Origin of the sequence: Pseudomonas sp. CVAP#3, assembly GCF_018986375.1 — a bacterium.
GTDB classification, from domain to species: domain Bacteria; phylum Pseudomonadota; class Gammaproteobacteria; order Pseudomonadales; family Pseudomonadaceae; genus Aquipseudomonas; species Aquipseudomonas helvetica.
Genome location: NZ_JAHMSC010000005.1, coordinates 314,915 through 334,418 on the forward strand (window position 1 = coordinate 314,915; position 19,504 = coordinate 334,418).

At 53.4% G+C, this 19,504-nt stretch carries 16 protein-coding genes; 9 read left to right on the forward strand and 7 right to left on the reverse strand.

All coding sequences use genetic code 11. The features are described from left to right. From KRR23_RS12035 to KRR23_RS12075, 9 genes are all read left to right on the forward strand, one after another. Positions 1-708, forward strand: a complete 708-nt coding sequence (locus tag KRR23_RS12035; RefSeq protein ID WP_216742664.1) for an ABC transporter ATP-binding protein — start codon at positions 1-3, stop codon at positions 706-708. A gap of 868 nt (positions 709-1,576) precedes the next feature. Continuing rightward, the gene (locus tag KRR23_RS29400; RefSeq protein ID WP_216742665.1) at positions 1,577-3,166 is read left to right on the forward strand and encodes a capsular biosynthesis protein; all 1,590 of its coding nucleotides are present in this window, start codon (positions 1,577-1,579) and stop codon (positions 3,164-3,166) included. Positions 3,167-3,959: 793 nt separating this feature from the next. Further along, the gene (locus KRR23_RS12045; RefSeq protein ID WP_216742666.1) at positions 3,960-4,448 is read left to right on the forward strand and encodes a hypothetical protein; all 489 of its coding nucleotides are present in this window, start codon (positions 3,960-3,962) and stop codon (positions 4,446-4,448) included. A gap of 483 nt (positions 4,449-4,931) precedes the next feature. Further along, complete coding sequence (locus KRR23_RS12050; RefSeq protein ID WP_216742704.1) at positions 4,932-6,038, forward strand: glycosyltransferase family 4 protein; 1,107 nt, start codon at positions 4,932-4,934, stop codon at positions 6,036-6,038. 187 nt (positions 6,039-6,225) lie between these two features. Further along, positions 6,226-7,197 carry an SDR family oxidoreductase gene (locus tag KRR23_RS12055; RefSeq protein WP_216742667.1) on the forward strand — a complete coding sequence of 324 codons (972 nt, stop codon included), beginning with the start codon at positions 6,226-6,228 and terminating at the stop codon, positions 7,195-7,197. Next, positions 7,194-8,222, forward strand: coding sequence for a glycosyltransferase family 4 protein (locus KRR23_RS12060; protein WP_216742668.1), 1,029 nt, complete (start codon positions 7,194-7,196; stop codon positions 8,220-8,222). The genes KRR23_RS12055 and KRR23_RS12060 overlap by 4 nt, the downstream gene beginning before the upstream one ends. A gap of 105 nt (positions 8,223-8,327) precedes the next feature. Continuing rightward, positions 8,328-10,322 carry a nucleoside-diphosphate sugar epimerase/dehydratase gene (locus KRR23_RS12065; protein ID WP_216742669.1) on the forward strand — a complete coding sequence of 665 codons (1,995 nt, stop codon included), beginning with the start codon at positions 8,328-8,330 and terminating at the stop codon, positions 10,320-10,322. A 114-nt stretch (positions 10,323-10,436) separates the two neighbouring features. Continuing rightward, on the forward strand, positions 10,437-10,772 hold the full coding sequence (locus KRR23_RS12070; protein ID WP_216742670.1) for a helix-hairpin-helix domain-containing protein: 336 nt from the start codon (positions 10,437-10,439) through the stop codon (positions 10,770-10,772). A 216-nt stretch (positions 10,773-10,988) separates the two neighbouring features. Further along, on the forward strand, positions 10,989-11,618 hold the full coding sequence (locus KRR23_RS12075; RefSeq protein ID WP_216742671.1) for a DUF5666 domain-containing protein: 630 nt from the start codon (positions 10,989-10,991) through the stop codon (positions 11,616-11,618). A 62-nt stretch (positions 11,619-11,680) separates the two neighbouring features. Here the strand turns inward: KRR23_RS12075 and KRR23_RS12080 are convergent, their stop codons facing one another. The 7 genes from KRR23_RS12080 to hyi form a co-directional block, all read right to left on the reverse strand. Then, positions 11,681-12,679, reverse strand: coding sequence for a sulfate ABC transporter substrate-binding protein (locus KRR23_RS12080; protein WP_216742672.1), 999 nt, complete (start codon positions 12,677-12,679; stop codon positions 11,681-11,683). Positions 12,680-12,768: 89 nt separating this feature from the next. Beyond that, positions 12,769-13,593: an ion transporter gene (locus KRR23_RS12085; protein WP_216742673.1), complete on the reverse strand. Its 825-nt coding sequence runs from the start codon at positions 13,591-13,593 to the stop codon at positions 12,769-12,771. A gap of 21 nt (positions 13,594-13,614) precedes the next feature. Then, on the reverse strand, positions 13,615-14,535 hold the full coding sequence (locus KRR23_RS12090) for an urea transporter (protein ID WP_216742674.1): 921 nt from the start codon (positions 14,533-14,535) through the stop codon (positions 13,615-13,617). A 175-nt stretch (positions 14,536-14,710) separates the two neighbouring features. Then, a complete protein-coding gene (pyk, locus tag KRR23_RS12095; protein ID WP_216742675.1) occupies positions 14,711-16,126 on the reverse strand; it encodes a pyruvate kinase in 1,416 nt (471 codons plus the stop codon). Beyond that, positions 16,116-17,396, reverse strand: a complete 1,281-nt coding sequence (locus KRR23_RS12100; protein WP_216742676.1) for a glycerate kinase — start codon at positions 17,394-17,396, stop codon at positions 16,116-16,118. Before KRR23_RS12100 ends, pyk begins: the two co-directional genes overlap by 11 nt. Before the next feature lie 155 nt (positions 17,397-17,551). Continuing rightward, entirely contained in the window at positions 17,552-18,442 is an 891-nt protein-coding gene (locus KRR23_RS12105) for a 2-hydroxy-3-oxopropionate reductase (protein WP_103315860.1), read from the reverse strand. Between the two features lie 210 nt (positions 18,443-18,652). Further along, positions 18,653-19,435 (reverse strand): hydroxypyruvate isomerase, encoded by a 783-nt coding sequence (gene hyi, locus KRR23_RS12110; RefSeq protein WP_216742677.1) that lies wholly within the window; start codon positions 19,433-19,435, stop codon positions 18,653-18,655. Between the last annotated feature and the right edge of the window lie 69 nt (positions 19,436-19,504).

Consider the following 19,504-nt stretch of genomic DNA (forward strand, 5'->3'; position numbering starts at 1 on the left):
ATGGCTCATCTGCTTTTTGATAACGTAACTGTAAAGTACCCGATATATAATGCGGGGGCTAAGTCCTTAAAAAAAGCATTGGTCAATGTTGGGACTGGTGGTTTTTTGTCGAAGGACCCAGGCGAAGTTTTGACCATCACGGCACTAGATAAAGTGAATTTTGAGCTGTTTGATGGGGATTCAGTCGGATTGATTGGTCATAATGGAGCTGGCAAAACCACTTTGCTAAGAACAATGGCCGGTCTTTACACCCCGGTTTCCGGATCTGTTACTACGTCAGGGAAAATTTCAACTATCATCGAGTTGGGAGCCGGCCTCGACTCTGAGCTTTCTGGCTATGAGAATATTTACCGCTTGGGTTTATTGCTCGGCATGACTAAGTCTCAAGTGCAAAATCTTATTCCGTCAATAGAGGACTTTACCGAACTTGGTAACTTTCTTGAAGCTCCGGTTCGGACATACTCATCAGGTATGTTGATGCGCTTGATGTTTGCAGTCAGCACATCGAATCAACCAGAAATTTTATTGGTTGACGAGATGTTTGGTACTGGGGATAAGGGTTTTCAAGAGAAGGCAAGGGCTCGTATGGAAAGTATTATATCATCAGCCAAGATTTTCGTTTTTGCTTCTCATTCTGAAGACTTAATTAAGAAATTTTGTAATAGGGTTTTCGAGTTAAAGCATGGATCTGTTCATGAAGTAACCTAATCGAAATTTTTCAGAAAGCAGTATTTGCTGTCTCTTGGCTGAACGGGTTTGGAGCGATAGTAGGGTGATGCCCTATAGTATTCGCCGAGGTGTATGTTAAACCGACTCTTTATGACTTGGTTTTGAGTTGTCAGAGTACGCTTACTAATCTAAGCAACTCCTTTCGACTTAAGTTAGGTGGAGATGATGAGGTTTATTGGGGGGGGTAGTAGTCCTTGGTGGGTGATTGGTCTGATGTAAGCAGTATTACTCAAGAGTGAATATGAAGCTTTCTTCTTGTTTTGCAGATATTTTCAATGATCAAGCACGTGCGCCTTCACTTGACGGTGTACGTGCTGTTGGTTGCTGCGGGTCATTATGGTACAACAAACAAGGACTCAGGGTGTACTGTGTGTGCATGGCTTGAAGCAGGACTTCAGGTGTTAGCGTGTGATACTGTTTTTTCTTTCTCTGCGAGTACTAAGACTTTTTAGTCTCCGCTAATCTGTTCATTTTTTTTCGTTTTTTAGTACGTCTCCAATCTTTCTGGAGAGTGTAAGAGTTTCTGTGGATGCTTTAAACGATCGAAGTATTCATCGTTGGCATGGTGGCCGCTTATCTCCAGCAATTCATTCAGGGTGTGGAAACCAGGCTTATACGGTGCTTTCATTGAATGGTACGGATTGTAATGGTAGGCGGAGTTCAAGATGAAGTTAATTGTCTTATTTTATGCAAGTTAAAAGCTAAAAATTATTGCTGTTTAAATAGGCGCTATGAATTGCATAGGTACGCATAAATCTTGTGATCAAAAAGTGGTTGAAGAAGTTTGCTTTCATAAGTGCTCAGAAATATTAAAGTAAAATTCGGTAAATGATTTTAGGGGAGGGGCGTGGTGGGGCTTAGTCGGCTTTTAGTTTACATTGAACCTTGGATTGAGGGCGCAAAGCCTGGCGGGAAGCAGGATTATATCTGGTGGTTTGGTAATGTTATTAATTCTCTAGCGTCCCAAAGCTCAGGTCAACTGCAGGTCGTCTATTTAATTGGTGATGATTGCGCGCCTATGTGGGATAACTATATAAACTGTACTGCGGATAAAGTTATAGTTTCTCAGCAAGAGTTAAAGCGTATTTTTCCTGATGTCCGTAAAGCGCTAGTGAGTTGGCTTGAAAAAAAATATAGCCATCAGGATCTAGATGCGATGTCAGATCTTATAAGAGAGAAATTAGCAGGCTTTATTCCTGACATTGTTTTTTCAATTAGCCCTGCTCCATTTCTTGAAAATCTCTTTCCTGATGCGTTGATGATGTATCGTGATGCGATGTATTGTCGTGAGCCATGGCCTGATGAAATGACCTGCTTTGATCCGGTAGGAATTAACATCAATAGTATACTTGGGAAATGTACTGATGATCTTCTAGCAATTTCTAATACCAAGGCAAGTGATGAGTTTGTGGCGAGTCTCGATGAAATATTCATTAAGTCGACTCTTGAAAAAAACCCATTGATAAATATGGCTAATGGCTATCGAGATCGTTTCGAATCTCTAGTGTTGTTGCCGCTCCAGTCAAGCGGACATTATAATTTTTACAGCGCTACAGATTTCCCCGGGCAGTTTGAGTATCTGACTTTTGTTTTGGATAAGGTCCCTGCGGACATTGGTGTTGTTGTTACCCAGCACCCTGATGATGCCACTCTGAACGAAGCTACATTGGGTTATTTGCGCGCTACTTATAAAAATTTCCTCTATGATGAGATAACTGCAGATTATCATGCTCCCTCGCAATTTCTTCTTCCGCTTGTTGACGGTATGATATGTATAAGCTCTGGTTTGTGTTATCAGGCACTATTGTGGAATAAACCTATTTTCATTGTTGGGAATTCCCATTTCTCCGGTTTGTCTGAAATTGGGGGGCTTGATGCACTAAAAAAAGTTTTATCAGAGAGATCGCGTACGCGTAGAAGCGGGCTTATAACCTGGCTTTTGACACATTATTTTTTCTCATATGCTTACTTGAATGATGGGCAATGGCTCTCAAAATACATTGCTCACTTGGTAGATAATAAGTTTAAGGGGGGGGTGGGTATGTTTATGCAAATTGACACCCCGAAAAATATACTGGCTATGTTGTCTCAGGGGCAGCGTAGTATAGAAATACTTAAGCCGAATTTAAGGCGCGAGTTTGATAAGCGTGAAGTTGAGATAGTTGATCTTCGACATCAGATGCAGGAGGAGCGTAAAGCGGTAGCTCATCTAGAAATGGTGTTGGGGCAAAAGGATGCTGCAATTGAAGGGCAGCATAAAGCGGTAGCTCATCTAGAAATGGTGTTGAGGCAAAAGGATGCTGCAATTGAAGGGCGGCATAATGCTATACGCTCTCTTTACATACAGTTCAATTCTATCAAGTTCATCAAGTTCATCAAGTTCATCAAGTTCATCAAGTCATCATTCTTGCTCTGGTTTAAGTATCAACGGAGTTGATCGTAGGGATATATATACCGACTCTAGGGGCTTCTGATGTGCTTCTTGCAAGAGTTACTAGCTAAATGGTACCTGGACGACCCCTCAACACATCCGGTTTAGTCTGAGTGAAGAGGCCGCGCTGAGTCGGTGTATAACCGGCAGCAATCACTCGACGCAACAGGTCCCGGGTGAGAGTGATGCTGTTGGTAACTCACTAAAGAGATAGTGAAGTTAGCCGGTCTCCCCTTGAATTCGATCACTCGCTGGGTATTGCCATGTTCTCCATGGCACACGCACATAGTTCATGTCGAAGGCGGATTCATTAGCGGTATTGAAATACGGCGCTGATATCAAGAGGTGATTGGCATTCCTGCGGAATAGAACTAGAGAAGCGTCTAAAAGCCTTTAATTACCATGTTAAGAGGTAGTCGACCATCAAGGAGTGGCTCACTGCGTATCACATTGACTTTTAATTTCTGTGTGTGGGGAACGGGCGGAGATTATTGTTCGCGTTCACTATGGCAGTTTCGGCTTGGTAGGTGAGTTACCCAGTTAAAACATTCTGCGCCTGATCCTGGTAATGCCAAACCTCCCATGCTCCGATAGAGAGATTGTTTCTCTCAAGACACGATGTACGCTCGCGAGGTGGTCTTGTATACAAAGAAATATTTTCTGAGGGCGGTCATCAGAGGGCATGCGGGCTCGTAAATTTTTTTTGTAACCAGGTCTCTTGTTAATAGTAAGATGATGCTAGCATAGAAGTGTAGGCACGATGCCATGGCGGTATAGGACAAAAGGGAGTGGTATAAAAGTGAGCGATGGAATGGAGTTGGTTGAAGTATTGAAGGATGCACGGGAATCTAGAATGGTTGATGTTTCTAGTGCGAATAAGGCGACTGTGGGGGCTCTTCCTACTGTCACAAACCTTTATGAGCAAATCAAAAAGTGGGTTATTCCGCTCGAAGGTTTTGGGTTTTTAATTGGTCCTTTAAACCCTAAAGAAACAGAGACTACGGGTAAGAAAAACAAAAAAAAGTATCACAAGAAAGATGGTCGGCAGTCAGTTGAAGTCAATAGTCAGCAGATAAATTTTGTCCTGGGACGTCGTGTTGTTTTCGGTGCCAAGGGTAGAGTTGATATGTTAATAGGGGCGAAAACTATTACGCTATTACTGTCTGTAAAAGGAGAGCAAGAGGGGTGGGTCGTGCTTGATGGCTTGCAAGAAGCGTCAGTAGCGCCGAGGTTCGTGGTTTTTAATGAGGCGGTTTTTCTTGATTTAGTTAGTGTTTTTTTTGTATAGGATTATTTTAATTATCTAGATTTTGTTGTGTTGTGGGGGACCCCTCTGCTTGTTGTGAGGGGTCTATATAGTAGCGTAAATAAGATGACTTGGGTTCTGATGTACGTGAAAGGGGCTTAAGTTTATCTGGAGAATGTCTTGCCGGGTACGTGGTATTGCCTTAGCAGCAAATAGTTAATCTATGAAATGGTCATTTTAGGGGGGGGCTTATAAATCACTCCAGCTGCTTGGAATGAATTTTTTCAAGGGTCGCCGGATAGCTGCTATTGCTAAGGTATAGAGGTCTACCGTTTAGCCGGCTCGCCTGGAATGCTACCTTTTATTTCGAGTATCATTGAGGGCGATTTGCAGTGGTGCTTTCGGGGGGGAAGTATCGAGAGCGTCCGCGTTACTAGCAGGCGTGATCTATGATATGGTTGATGCTAAAAGTTTACGCTGGGCGAATGGGTCCATTAACCATTACAAGGTCTTTGGAAGCTGATGATCAAGGTTCTGCATTTTTTTAAGACCTACTATCCCGAGACGTTGGGTGGGATAGAGCAGGTAATCTTTCAACTGGCCGAAGGTTGCATCAAGTACGGTATCCAGTCAGAGGTTTTGTATCTGAGTCAAGGCGGCTCGGCGCGGGGGGTGAAAGTTGCCAACCATCTGAGTCATCGTTCGAAGCTGGATTTTCAGATAGCGTCTACCGGGTTTTCGATTTCAGCCTTTAAAGACTTTGCACAACTGGCCGAAGAAGCAGATTTGATTCATTATCACTTTCCTTGGCCTTACATGGATATAGTGCATTTTGCTTCTCGGGTAAAGAAACCGACGGTGGTAACGTATCACTCGGATATTGTTAAACAAAGAGTTTTGTTAAAGTTTTATCAGCCACTAATGCGGCGCTTTCTTAATGATGTTGATAGTATTGTCGCATCCTCTCCAAATTATGTTGAAAGTAGCTCAGTCTTGAAGGCGTTCAAGAGTAAAGTGAGTGTTATTCCTTTTGGTCTTGACAAGGGTACTTATCCTGAACCTTCAGCTGAGAAGCTAAAATACTGGCGCTCTCAGCTCGGTGAGCGTTTTTTTCTGTTTGTTGGAGCGTTGCGTTATTATAAAGGGCTGAATTTTTTGCTTGACGCAGCCCAGGAAACTAAATACCCGGTTGCTATTCTTGGGGCTGGTCCGCTTGAGTTCGAGTTAAAAGAGCATGCTAGGCGATTAGGAATTAACAATGTTTATTTCCTGGGTGGTTTGCCTGACGATGATAAATGTGCATTGCTGAACCTTTGCTATGCATTGGTTTTCCCCTCACATCTGCGCTCAGAAGCATTTGGGATCTCACTGCTTGAGGGCGCAATGTACGGCAAGCCCATGATTTCTTGTGAAATTGGTACGGGGACTACCTATATCAATATTTCGGATGAAACTGGTTTGGTCATTTCGCCGCATGATTCTGAAGCTCTTGCAGAAGCTATGAGAACACTTTGGGAAAACCCGACGCTTGCTGAGAATATGGGCCGATCTGCGGCCGCTCGTTGCGAAAAAGTTTTCTCTGTCGATTCAATGGTTAGTTCGTATGCTGATCTTTATCGTAGTTTATTATGATAGGGAAGTGTGAATAGTGTTTTTGTGCGGAGCCTATATTGGCTCCTTCTCCTTTATGAGGCTTTTGAGATTTTCGGGGCGGTATGACGGAATGATTACCTGGATTAGATCCGTCGGGAGATATTGTCTATGTGTGTGGATAATATCATTGTCGCTGATGCGTATTTTATATTAAAGAGTCACTGATATGAGCTCTGTATCTATCCTCGTCACGGGAGGCTCTGGTTTTCTGGGGGGGGCTTTAATAAAACACTTGGCTAAGGCCAGAGAGTATTCTCTAACTGCCCCCGTCAGAGATCTAGGTGTTACTCTCCCTCCTGATGTACGCTTACTGCCGACGACCGACCTGAATGAGGTTACCGATTGGCATCTAGCGCTTGTTAATATTGACATTGTGGTGCACACCGCTGCACGTGTGCATGTGATGAAAGAGACCGTGGCTGATCCCCTGTCGGTCTTTCGTGCCGTTAACGTCAATGGCACCTTGAATCTTGCTCGTCAAGCAGCAGCAGCAGGTGTAAAACGCTTTGTTTTTATCAGTTCGATCAAGGTCAATGGCGAGTTCACTCGTCCTGGCGAGGCCTTCACTGCTGATGAGCTTCCGGCTCCTATTGATCCCTATGGTATCTCCAAGTTTGAGGCTGAGCAGGGGCTGCGCGAGCTCTCAGCTGCGACGGCCATGGATGTAGTGATTATCCGACCTGTGTTGGTCTATGGCCCGGGCGTCAAGGCCAACTTTCTGAGCATGATGCGCTGGCTTTATAAAGGTATACCATTGCCCTTTGGCGCTGTTCAGAATCGGCGCAGCCTGATTTCTCTGGATAATCTTGTCGATCTCATTGTGACCTGTCTCGATCACCCGGCAGCGGCAAATCAGACATTTCTGGCGAGTGACGGCGAGGATGTTTCTACTACTGAACTGTTGCGTAAGCTTGCCACGTCCCTGGGGAAATCTGCACGTCTGTTGCCTGTACCCGTTTGGTTAATGAGTGGAGTGGCCGCAATGCTGGGCAAGCGGGCGCTTGCTCAGCGCCTTTTTGGCAATTTGCAGGTCGATCTCGGCAAAAATCAACAACTATTGGGTTGGACTCCTCCTGTCAGCCTTGATCATGGCTTAAGTCTCACGGCACAGAGCTTTCTGGATTCTCGAAAATCATGAGTTACTGGTGGTTCATTCCGGTGATTGCCGGCGTTTCCTTTTTCCTGACTGCGCAACTGCGCAACTATGCTTTGTCCCGAAGCTTGATGGACGTCCCCAATGCACGAAGTTCCCACTCGGTTCCTACGCCTCGTGGCGGTGGGGTCGCCATTGTCATGGCTTTTCTTTTGGCGTTGGGGCTTTTGTTCTCCGTGGGGTTGATTCCTTTGGTCGTCTTCTTGGCCATCGCTGGTGCGGGCGCAGTGATTGCGGTCATCGGATTTATGGATGACCATGGACACATCGCCGCGCGCTGGCGCTTGTTGGGGCATTTTGCCGCTGCTGTGTGGTTATTGCTTTGGCTCGGCGGTTTGCCTGCCGTGAGTCTGTTTGGTGTCACTTTTGACGTGGGTTGGTTCGGCCATGCTCTGGCGGCTTTTTATCTGGTGTGGTTGCTCAATCTTTACAACTTCATGGACGGCATCGATGGCATTGCCAGTTTGGAAGCTATTTGTGTCTGTCTGGGGGCCTGTTTGTTGTATTGGATTTCTGGCCTGGAGAGTTTGATTTGGGCTCCGTTACTGCTAGCCGTTTCAGTTGCAGGTTTCTTTTGCTGGAATTTTCCGCCTGCCAGAATTTTTATGGGAGACGCTGGAAGCGGATTTCTCGGTATCATGCTTGGGGGGCTTTCGCTTCAGGCGGCCTGGGTATTGCCGTCGCTGCTTTGGGTATGGTTGATTCTGCTGGGTGTATTTATTGTCGATGCGACGGTTACCCTGTTGCGTCGCTTGCTCAGGGGGGACAAAGTCTATGAGGCCCATCGCAGTCATGCTTACCAGTTTGCCTCGCGCCGTTTTGGCAAACATCTACCTGTGACTCTGGCGGTTGGAGCGATCAATCTGTTCTGGCTTTTGCCGATTGCTCTTTGCGTGACACGTTATGGCCTGGACGGTGCCATCGGAGCGATTTTGGCTTATGTGCCATTGGTTGCCCTAGCCGTTAAGTTTCACGCAGGTGAACTCGAAAACCCTTCGTCGAAGAACTGAGTAACGCTTTCACCATTTAGGTTTAAAGTTACAACGTTTCGTCGGTAGATCTCACCACATTACGGTAGTCGGTTGAAGGAGCGGGCAGAGGTGTCTGAAGGGGTTATGGATAAGGTAAGAGTCTATTTAGTAGGGCTGTCACGTCGGAATAAGCGACTGATTCAGGTCGTAAGCGATGTGGTTTTGGTGTGGGTTGCACTGTGGCTGGCTTTTATCGTGCGTCTGGGCATTGACGATATGTACAACCCCTTCAAGGTCCACTTCTGGCTATTCGCCTGTGCTCCTGTCGTCGCCATCCCTCTGTTCATCCGCTTCGGCATGTACCGTGCCGTCATGCGCTACTTCGGCAACGACGCCCTCATAGCCATCGTCAAGGCCGTAAGCCTCTCGTCACTGATCCTGGCAGTCGTTGTCTATTGGTACAGCAATCACCAAACTGTGGTTCCGCGCTCCATCATCTTCAACTACTGGTGGCTGAGCCTGGTCATCATCGGCGGCTTACGCCTGTGCATGCGTCAATATTTCATGGGCGACTGGTTTACCGCTGCTCAGCATGTGCCGTTCACCAATCGCGACGATGGTTTGACCAAGGTCGCCATCTACGGCGCGGGTGTCGCTGGCAACCAGCTCGTCGCGGCGCTTCGCATGGGGCGGGTAATGCGTCCTGTGGCCTTCATCGATGACGACGCGAGTATCGCGGATCGCTCTATTTCAGGCCTGCAGGTCTATAAGCCCAAGCATATTCAGCAGATGATCGATGTCACCGGCGCGCAGGAAATTCTTCTGGCGCTGCCGTCATCCACGCGAGCACGACGTAGGGAGATTCTGAATCTCCTGGAAGGCTTTCCGCTTCACATTCGCAGCGTTCCGAATTTCACTGACCTGGCCAGTGGGCGGGTGAAGGTCGAGGACATCCAGGAGGTCGATATTGCCGACTTGCTGGGGCGTGACTCGGTACCGGCTCAGCCTGATTTGCTGGAGCGTTGTATCAAGCGCAAAACGGTCATGGTGACCGGTGCGGGCGGTTCTATCGGTGCGGAGCTTTGCCGGCAGATTTTTTCTCTTGGTCCTACGACGCTAATCCTGTTTGAACACAGCGAGTTCAATCTTTACAGCATTCTTTCCGAGTTGGAGAAACGAGCCAGTCGTGAATCCCTGTCTGTTCGCCTGCTGCCTATCCTCGGTTCTATCCGGCATCAGGACAAGCTTCTGGACGTGATGAAAACCTGGAAAGTGGAAACGGTTTACCACGCAGCGGCCTATAAGCATGTGCCGATGGTCGAGCACAATATCGCCGAAGGCGTGTTGAACAATGTGATGGGTACGCTCAATACCGCACAAGCCGCCTTGCAATCAGGTGTTGCCAACTTTGTGCTGATCTCCACCGACAAAGCCGTGCGTCCGACCAATGTGATGGGCAGTACCAAGCGCTTGGCCGAATTGACACTGCAGGCGCTTAGTCGTGAGATTGCGCCGGTACTGCTGGGCGACAAGGCCAATGTATCGCGTGTCAACAAGACCCGGTTCACGATGGTGCGCTTTGGTAATGTGCTGGGCTCTTCCGGTTCGGTGATCCCGTTGTTCCATAGCCAGATCAAGTCGGGTGGGCCGTTGACGGTGACTCATCCGAAGATCACGCGTTACTTCATGACCATTCCCGAGGCAGCTCAGCTAGTGATTCAAGCGGGCTCGATGGGGCAGGGTGGTGACGTGTTCGTATTGGACATGGGTGAGCCGGTGAAGATTGTCGAGCTGGCGGAAAAAATGATTCACCTGTCCGGCTTGAGTGTGCGCTCGGAGAGGAATCCTCAAGGCGACATCGCCATCGAATTTACGGGCCTGCGCCCTGGCGAGAAGCTTTACGAGGAGTTGTTGATTGGTGACAACGTCGCAGCGACTCAGCACCCAATGATCATGAGTGCCAATGAAGACCATCTGCCTTGGGACGTGCTCAAGGCGCGGCTGACCGAGCTGCTCGGCGCTGTCGAGCGGGATGACTACTCACGGGTTCGTCAGTTGTTACGCGAAACTGTCAGTGGCTACTCGCCCGACGGTGAGATCGTCGACTGGATCTACCAGCAACGCCGTCTCGAACCCTGATTGTTACACACCCTGTAACTGATACATTTTTGACAGGCTCACAGCATGACCTAGGTTTGGGAGGCAGCTTCGGAAAAGCTGCTTCTTTCCTATCGATGTCATGGAGCGTCACTTATGCGTACAGGCTATTTCTACTCTCTGGTTTTTGCCCTGCTGACCAGCGCCTCTATTGCCGCTATCGCTGCGCCAGCGACAAACACGGAGGCTGTAAGCGCGCCATTGGCAGTACAGGTCGCACCGTCCGGGGAGGCTGCAAAAGTCGATCTCAATACGGCGGATGCAACGACACTGCAGCGGGAACTCGCCGGAGTAGGTGAGGCCAAGGCCAAGGCGATTGTTGCATATCGTGAGAGTAATGGACCGTTTGCATCGGTGGATGAGTTGTTGGAGGTCAAGGGCATCGGCAAGGCGATTCTGGACAAGAATCGCGACAAGCTTGAGGTGAACTGATTCGTAGTGCTAGCGCCACAGGCCGGTCATTGACCGGCCTTTTTCGTTGGTGCGCCTAATTGCGTCTTGCAGTGGCTGTTAGAGAGCGTTGCAAGACGGTCAAGGGGACGTTGCCCGCAAACTTTCATCTTGCACCGTAACGCCTATGATTTGTGTGGGCGGTTAAGCCCTTTGGTATCAGTCATTTTCAACGTCTCATCAGTGGAAACAGGTCCCATGAAAACGATGTTTGGTAGCCTGATACGCAACATTGGCCTGATTTCCCTGGGCAGCGTGCTGATCGCCACGGCTGCTCTGGCCGAGGAGGCACCGGGTATGCGCATCGGCGTGCGCGGTGAAGTCACCGGGGTGTCCGAAGAGGTCTTGAAGGTGCATGCCAACACGGGCGAGAACGTGATCATCCAGTTGACCAAGGACACCCAGGTTCGCGCTGTAACCCCGGCCAACATCGAAGACATCAAGCCCGGCAGCTACATTGGCTCAGCGGCAATACCGCAAGACGATGGCACGCTCAAGGCGCTGGAAGTGCATGTGTTCCCACCCGAAATGGCTGGCACCGGCGACGGCCACCGTCCGTTCGATCTGGTCAAGGGCAGCAGCATGACCAATGGCATCGTCGGCGATCTGGTGGTCAACAATGGCCGAATCCTGACCGTCAATTACAAGGGGGGCCAGCAGACCATCCTGGTGCCGGAAGACGTGCCGATCGTCAACCTGACACCGGCTGACCGCAGCCTGCTCAAAGTCGGGGTCAAGGTCGTGTTGTTCGCCACCCAAAGCGCCGACGGCACCCTGACGGCGCAATCGATTTCGGCTGGCAAGGATGGCGTGGCGCCGCCGATGTGAGTTACCGGCGGGTATGAAAAAGGCGACTACTAAGGTCGCCTTTTTCATTGCTGATCCAGCGCTTATTGCCCGCTGTAAATCTGGTCGAAAACCCCACCATCGTTGAAGTGGGTTTTCTGCACGGTGCGCCAGTCACCGAAGGTTTTCTCCACCGACAGGAAGTCGACTTTCGGGAAGCGGTCGGTGTGCTTGGCCAAAACGGCCGGGTCACGCGGACGCAGGTAGTTGGCGGCGGCGATTTCCTGGCCTTCCGGGGACCACAGGTAGTTCAGGTATTCCTCGGCGGCAGCGCGGGTGCCTTTTTTGTCGACAACTTTGTCGACCACGCTCACCGGCGGCTCGGCCTCGGCAGAGACGCTTGGGTAGATGACTTCGAACTGGTCGCGACCGAACTCGCGGGCGATCATTTCCGCTTCGTTCTCGAAGGTCACCAGCACATCGCCGATCTGATTGGTCATGAAGGTGGTGGTGGCTGCGCGGCCACCGGTGTCGAGTACCGGGGCTTGTTTGAACAGTTTGCCGACGAAGGCCTTGGCCTTGTTCTCGTCACCGCCGTTTTTCAGCACATAACCCCACGCCGACAAATAGGTGTAGCGGCCGTTGCCCGAGGTTTTCGGGTTGGGCACGATCACTTGCACACCGTCCTTGAGCAGGTCCGGCCAGTCTTTCAGGGCTTTCGGGTTGCCCTTGCGCACGATAAACACGGTGGCGGAAGTGAACGGCGCACTGTGGTCCGGCAGGCGAGTTACCCAGTTGTCCGGGACCAGTTTGCCGTTGTCGACCAACGCGTTGATGTCGGTGGCCATGTTCATGGTGATGACGTCAGCCGGCAGGCCATCGATCACTGAACGAGCCTGTTTGCTGGAGCCGCCGAAGGACATCTGCAGGGTGATGTTTTCGTTGTGCTCGGCTTGCCAGTGTTTCTGGAAGGCAGTGTTGTAGTCCTTGTAGAAATCGCGCATCACGTCGTAGGACACGTTGAGCAGGGTCGGTGCGGCCTGGGCCACGCTCGCGAGGGTCAGGCCAGCGGCCAGAAGTGAGGCGCCAAAGATCTTTTTCACTGCACATTCCTTTTGTTCGAGATGAAGGCAATTTGCCGTCGACTATAGCCGGGGCTACATATCCCTTTAAAGATTAAAAAGTACTTTGCTTATTCTATTTTCTTGAACAACGCATTGCCGCAGCGTGAGCAGAATGCCGCGCTGTGTTCATGCTGATTTTTGCTGCACACCGGGCAGTCGTGTTGCTGCTGTTCGCCGCGCATGGCGTTGGCCAGTTCGGCGGTAAAAATCCCGGTGGGGACAGCGATGATCGAGTAACCCGTGACCATCACCATCGCCGAGATAACCTGCCCAAGCGCAGTCCTGGGCACGATGTCGCCGTAGCCGACGGTGGTCAGGGTGACGATAGCCCAATAGATCCCTTTGGGAATGCTGGTAAAGCCATGCTCCGGGCCTTCGACCACATACATCAGCGTGCCGAACACCGTTACCAGCGTGCAGACGCTGAGCAGGAATACGATGATTTTCTGTTTGCTGCCGCGCAGGGCGTCGAGCAGGTAATGGGCCTGCTTCAGGTAGGGGAGCAGTTTGAGCACGCGAAAGATCCGCAGCATACGGATGATTCGGATGATCAGCAGGTACTGCGCGTCGCTGTAATACAGCGCAAGGATGCCTGGAACAATCGCCAGCAAATCCACCAGCCCGTAAAAACTGAAGGCGTAACGCAGCGGCCTGGGCGAACAGTACAAGCGCAACAGGTACTCGACCAGGAAGATCAGGGTAAAGCCCCACTCGATGTACGCCAGGGTGTTGGCGAAGCTTTGATGAACATCATCGATGCTGTCGAGGATCACCACCACCAGGCTGGCAAGGATGATCAGCAGCAGTGTTTTGTCGAAGCGCCGCCCGGCCACCGTGTCGGTCTGGAAAATCATCACGTACAGGCGTTTACGCCACGTGTCGTTGCTGTCCATTCAAATCGCCTTGACCATAAATCAGCGCAGCCTAGGTCGATTCTCCGAGGTTTGGCAAGGCGCACTGTCTGTAGTTGCCTGGCGCAGCAGGCGAATACCCGAACGCAGCAACCAGCAGGCGAGAATGAACGGCGCGGTCAAGGTCGCCAACCCCACGGCAGCGAACGCCGGTGTGAGGAGGATCGCCAGTGCAATACCCAGCAGCGGCAGCCAGGGTTGGCGGGGTTGCTGGCTGAAGGCGAGGGCAGCCAGCGCCGGGTTGTAGCCATAAAGGCCGAGCAATGCGTCGGGTGTCTCGTTCAGCCACACGGCGCAGAGCAGACCCGCGGCGGAACCCAGCAGTGCCCAGAGCGCGGCGCGGCGGTTGGCAAGCAGTAGCCCGACGACGATCAGCACACCTGCCAAAGGATGGTCGAGGAAGATGACTTGGCCCAGGCCTTTGAACTCGGCGCCGAGCAGGCCCAGGGCATCGAGTTCTGGACGTGGCGCAGGTGTCGAGTGAGCCGGGGCAGCAACGCTCAGCAGTATCCAGCCCAGTCCCACGAAAGGTGCGGTGTAGGCGGGCAGAAAATGCTGGTCGCGTGCGCGCTTGAGCCATTGCTGGGTGACGATCGCACTCAGGCCACCGCTGGCGAGGATCAGTGGCGGCAGCATGGCCGACCAACTGAACTGCAGGCTCAGCAAGAGGCCGAGCAAGACCCCGTTGTAGCTGAAGAGTCCGGCTTGGCGATCAGCCTTGGCGTAGCCGCGACGTTGCGCAGTGAGCAAGCCGGCCACGCCACCCAACAGGGCGCCGCCGAGCAACGTCGGAGCGCTAAACAGGATGGCCAACAGGCACAGCAGGCCGCACAGCGGATGGCGCTGGAGGAAAATCTGACTGAAGCCGTTGAGCAGAGCAGTGGCCCAATCGGGGCAGTGGGTGTTGAAGTGGTGTGAGGGCATGCTGATAAATACCAGGGACTTGCACAAAACCCTGTGGCGAGGGGGCTTGCCCCCGTCAGGCTGCGAAGCGGCCCCAAATCGGATAACACATTTTGTCAGTCGAACCCGGTTTACCGGACTTACGACTGCTGCGCAGCCGAACGGGGGCAAGCCCCCTCGCCACAAAAGCTGTTCGCTAAATCAACGTCTCTATACGCAACGAGTTCGTTGATCCCGGCTGACCGAAAGGCACACCCGCAGTGATCAACAACGTATCACCACGCTTGGCCATGCCTTGCGCCTGGGCGATTTCCAGCGCGGTGGAGCACACCTCGTCGACCTGCCGCAAACGATCGTTGACCACCGAGTGCACGCCCCACGTCACGCTCAAGCGCCGAGCGGTTTGCAGGTTCGGCGTCAGGTTGAGGATCGGCACCGCTGGCCGCTCCCGCGCCGCACGCAAACTCGAACTGCCGGACTCGCTGTAGTTCACCAGCACCGCCACCGGCAGGATGTTGCTGATCCGACGGATCGCACAGCTGATGGCGTCCGAGGTCGTGGCTTCGGCTTTTGGCCGGCTGACATCCAGTTGCGCCTGGTAATCCGGGCCGCTTTCGACCTGGCGGATGATCTTGCTCATCATCTGCACCGCTTCGAGCGGGTAATCGCCCGAGGCAGTTTCCGCCGACAGCATTACCGCGTCAGCCCCTTCGGCCACGGCGTTGGCGACGTCGGTTACTTCGGCACGGGTCGGCGCCGGGGAGAAGCGCATCGACTCGAGCATCTGGGTCGCCACCACCACCGGTTTGCCGAGCTGGCGGCAGGTGCTGATGATGTCTTTCTGGATCTGCGGCACGCTCTCGGCCGGCACTTCCACACCCAGGTCGCCACGGGCAACCATGATTGCGTCGCTCAGTTCGGCGATTTCGCGTAGCTGTTCAACGGCCGACGGCTTTTCGATTTTCGCCATCAAAAAGGCTTTGTTGCCGATCAGCGCGCGTGCCTCACGAATGTCTTCAGGACGCTGCACAAATGACAGCGCGACCCAATCGACACCCAATTCCAGACCGAAATTCAGGTCGCGACGATCCTTGGCGGTCAGCGGGCTGAGGTCGAGCACCGCTTGTGGCACGTTGACGCCTTTGCGGTCCGACAACTCGCCGCCATTGAGCACTGTGGTGTCGATGGCATCGGCGTACTTGGTCACCACCCGCAAACGCAGTTTGCCGTCGTCCAGCAACAGGTCCATGCCGGGTTCCAGCGCGGCGATGATTTCCGGGTGCGGCAGGTTGACCCGGCGTTCGTTACCCGGCGTGGCATCGAGGTCCAGGCGCAGGGCCTGACCACGTACCAGTTGCACCTTGCCCTCGGCAAACTTGCCGACCCGCAGTTTCGGGCCTTGCAGGTCCATCAGAATGCCCAGCGGGTAATTGAGTTGGCGCTCGACTTCGCGGATCCACTGGTAGCGCTGGGCGTGGTCGGCGTGATCGCCGTGGCTGAAGTTCAGGCGAAAGATATTCACCCCGGCTTGCACTAGCTCGCGGATGTCATCGATCCCGTCAGTGGCGGGGCCGAGGGTGGCGAGGATTTTGACCTTCTTATCAGGCGTCATGTTCAGGGCTCTCGAGGATCAGGATGGCGCGGAAGTCGTTGACGTTGGTGCGCGTCGGCTCGGTGACGATCAGACCGTCGAGCGCTGCGAAATAGCCATAGCCATTGTTGTTGTCCAACTCGTCGCTGGCGCTCAGACCGAGAGCCGTGGCGCGGGTGTAGCTGTCCGGGGTCATGATTGCGCCGGCGTTGTCTTCGGAGCCGTCGATGCCATCGGTATCACCGGCCAGCGCGTAGACGCCGGGCAGGCCTTTGAGGCTATCGGTCAGGCTGAGCAGGAACTCGGCGTTGCGTCCGCCACGGCCATTGCCGCGCACGGTGACGGTGGTTTCGCCACCGGAGAGAATTACGCACGGCGCCGCCAACGGCTGACCGTGCAGTAGCACTTGGCGGGCGATGCCAGCGTGGACTTTCGCCACTTCGCGGGATTCGCCTTCCAGATCGCCGAGGATCAACGGGCTGAAACCGGCCTGGCGGGCTTTCACCGCTGCCGCTTCCAGGGATTGCTGTGGTCGGGCGATCAACTGGAAATGGCTGCGAGCAAGGCTCGGGTCGCCAGGTTTTACCGTCTCCGATTCGGGGCTTTGCAACCAGCTGCGTACCGACGCCGGAACCTCGATGGCATAGCGCTTGAGGGTCGCCAAGGCTTCAGCCGAGGTACTCGGATCGGCGACGGTCGGGCCGGAAGCAATCACCGTGGCGAGGTCGCCCGGGACATCGGAAATCGCGTAGGTATAAACCGTCGCTGGCCAGCAGGCTTTACCGAGGCGGCCGCCCTTGATCGCCGAGAGGTGTTTGCGCACGCAGTTCATTTCGCCGATGGTCGCGCCGGATTTGAGCAGGGCTTTGTTGATCGCCTGTTTGTCGGCCAGAGTGATGCCGGCTGCGGGCAGGGCCAGCAACGCCGAACCACCACCCGACAGCAGGAAGATCACCCGGTCGTCTTCGCTCAGGTTACTGACCAGTTCCAGCACCCGTTTGGCCACGGCCAGACCGGCTGCATCAGGCACTGGGTGGGCGGCTTCGACCACTTCGATTTTTTCGCAAGGGGCGCCGTGACCGTAGCGGGTGACCACCAGGCCAGACACTTCACCCTGCCAGCAGCGCTCGACCACCTGGGCCATGGCCGCGGCGGCTTTGCCGGCACCAATGACGATCACCCGACCGCTGCGATCTTTCGGTAAGTGGGCTTCAAGGACATGCTGCGGATGGGCCGCGTCGATGGCTGTGGCAAACAGCTCGCGCAGGAATTGTTGCGGATCGACCGACATGGCGGGCTCCCAATCTTATTGTTTTGGTTTAGAGCTTTGTAAAACGTAGCGAGCGAAGGCAAGACAAGGCGAAAACAGGTGAGTAAGCGGAGTTGACGTTAGTCAATGAGCATTACGAACCTGTTTTCAACGCAGTATTGCCGAGCGCAGTAGTTTTACTTATCGCGAATCGAGAAGTTCGCCATGTGTTCCAAGCCCTTGATCAGCGCCGAGTGGTCCCAGTTGCTTCCGCCGAGGGCCGCGCAGGTACTGAACACTTGCTGGGTGCCTGCGGTGTTGGGCAGGTTGATGCCCAATTCGCGAGCACCGGCCAACGCCAGGTTGAGGTCCTTCTGATGCAGGCTGATGCGGAAGCCTGGATCGAAGGTGCCTTTGATCATGCGCTCGCCGTGTACTTCAAGGATCTTCGAGGAGGCGAAACCGCCCATCAGCGCTTCACGCACCTTGGCAGGATCGGCACCGTTCTTCGAGGCGAACAGCAAGGCTTCGGCCACGGCCTGGATGTTCAGCGCCACGATGATCTGGTTCGCCACTTTGGCGGTTTGACCGTCGCCATTGCCGCCGACCAGGGTGATGTTCTTGCCCATGCTCTGGAACAGCGGCAGCGCGCGTTCGAACGCATCGCTGTCGCCACCGACCATGATGCTCAGGGTCGCGGCTTTGGCGCCGACTTCACCACCGGACACCGGGGCGTCGAGGTATTGCGCGCCTTTCTCGTTGATCTTCGCCGCGAAGGCTTTGGTCGCGGTCGGCGAGATTGAGCTCATGTCGATGACCACTTTGCCTTTGCCGACACCGGCGGCGACGCCATCGGCACGGAACAGCACGTCATCGACTTGTGGGGTATCCGGCACCATGATGATGATGAATTCGGCTTCCTGAGCGACTTCTTTCGGGCTCGCCAGAGCGACCGCGCCAGCGGCAACCAGGTCAGCCGGAGCAGCGTCGTGGTGCGCCGACAGGAACAGGCTGTGACCGGCTTTCTGCAGGTTCAACGCCATTGGGTGGCCCATGATGCCGGTGCCGATAAATCCGATTTTAGCCATGAGAAAATCCTCTTTTTTTGTGTTGCTCACAATGCCAAGGCCAATGAGCTTTTTGTGGCGAGGGGGCTTGCCCCCGTTGGGTCGCGAAGCGGCCCCAAAACTGTTTTCGCGGTGATTCAGGAGGAACGCTGGTGTTGGTTTTACGGCTGCTTCGCAGCCGAACGGGGGCAAGCCCCCTCGCCACACAAGCCCGCTCCCACAGGAACTGCGTCAGATTGCGTTATGGGTTTTCAACCAGCCAAGGCCCGCTTCAGTGGTGGTCAGCGGCTTGTATTCACAGCCGATCCAGCCCTGGTAGCCGATTCGGTCCAGGTGTTCGAACAGGAAGCGGTAGTTGATTTCACCGGTGCCCGGCTCGTTGCGGCCCGGATTGTCGGCCAGTTGAATGTGGTTGATCTCGGCCAGGTGCGTGGCCATGGTGCGGGCCAGGTCACCCTCCATGATTTGCATGTGGTAGATGTCGTACTGCAGGAACAGGTTGGCGCTGCCCACTTGTTCGCGAATCGACAGTGCCTGGGCGGTGTTGTTCAGGTAGAAGCCCGGGATGTCGCGGGTATTGATCGCTTCCATCACCAGTTTGATGCCCACCGCTTGCAGCTTGTCGGCGGCATATTTGAGGTTGGCGACAAAGGTCTTTTCCACGGTGGCATCGTCGACGCCTTGTGGGCGGATACCGGCCAGGCAGTTGACTTGGGTGTTGCCCAGAACCTGTGCATACGCGATCGCCAGATCGACGCCGGCGCGGAACTCTTCCACACGATCCGGGTGGCAGGCGATCCCGCGTTCACCCTTGGCCCAGTCACCGGCCGGCAGGTTGAACAGCACTTGGGTCAGACCGTTGGCATCCAGTTGAGCCTTGAGATCGGCGGAGCTGAAGTCGTACGGGAACAGGTATTCGACCCCACTGAAGCCGGCTTTGGCGGCCGCTTCAAAGCGGGCAAGAAAATCCTGCTCGGTAAACAGCATGGACAGGTTGGCTGCGAAACGCGGCATGGTGGTCTCCCGTTAAAGTTCTCGTTCCCACGCTCTGCGTGGGAATGCCTCATTGGACGCTCAGCGTCC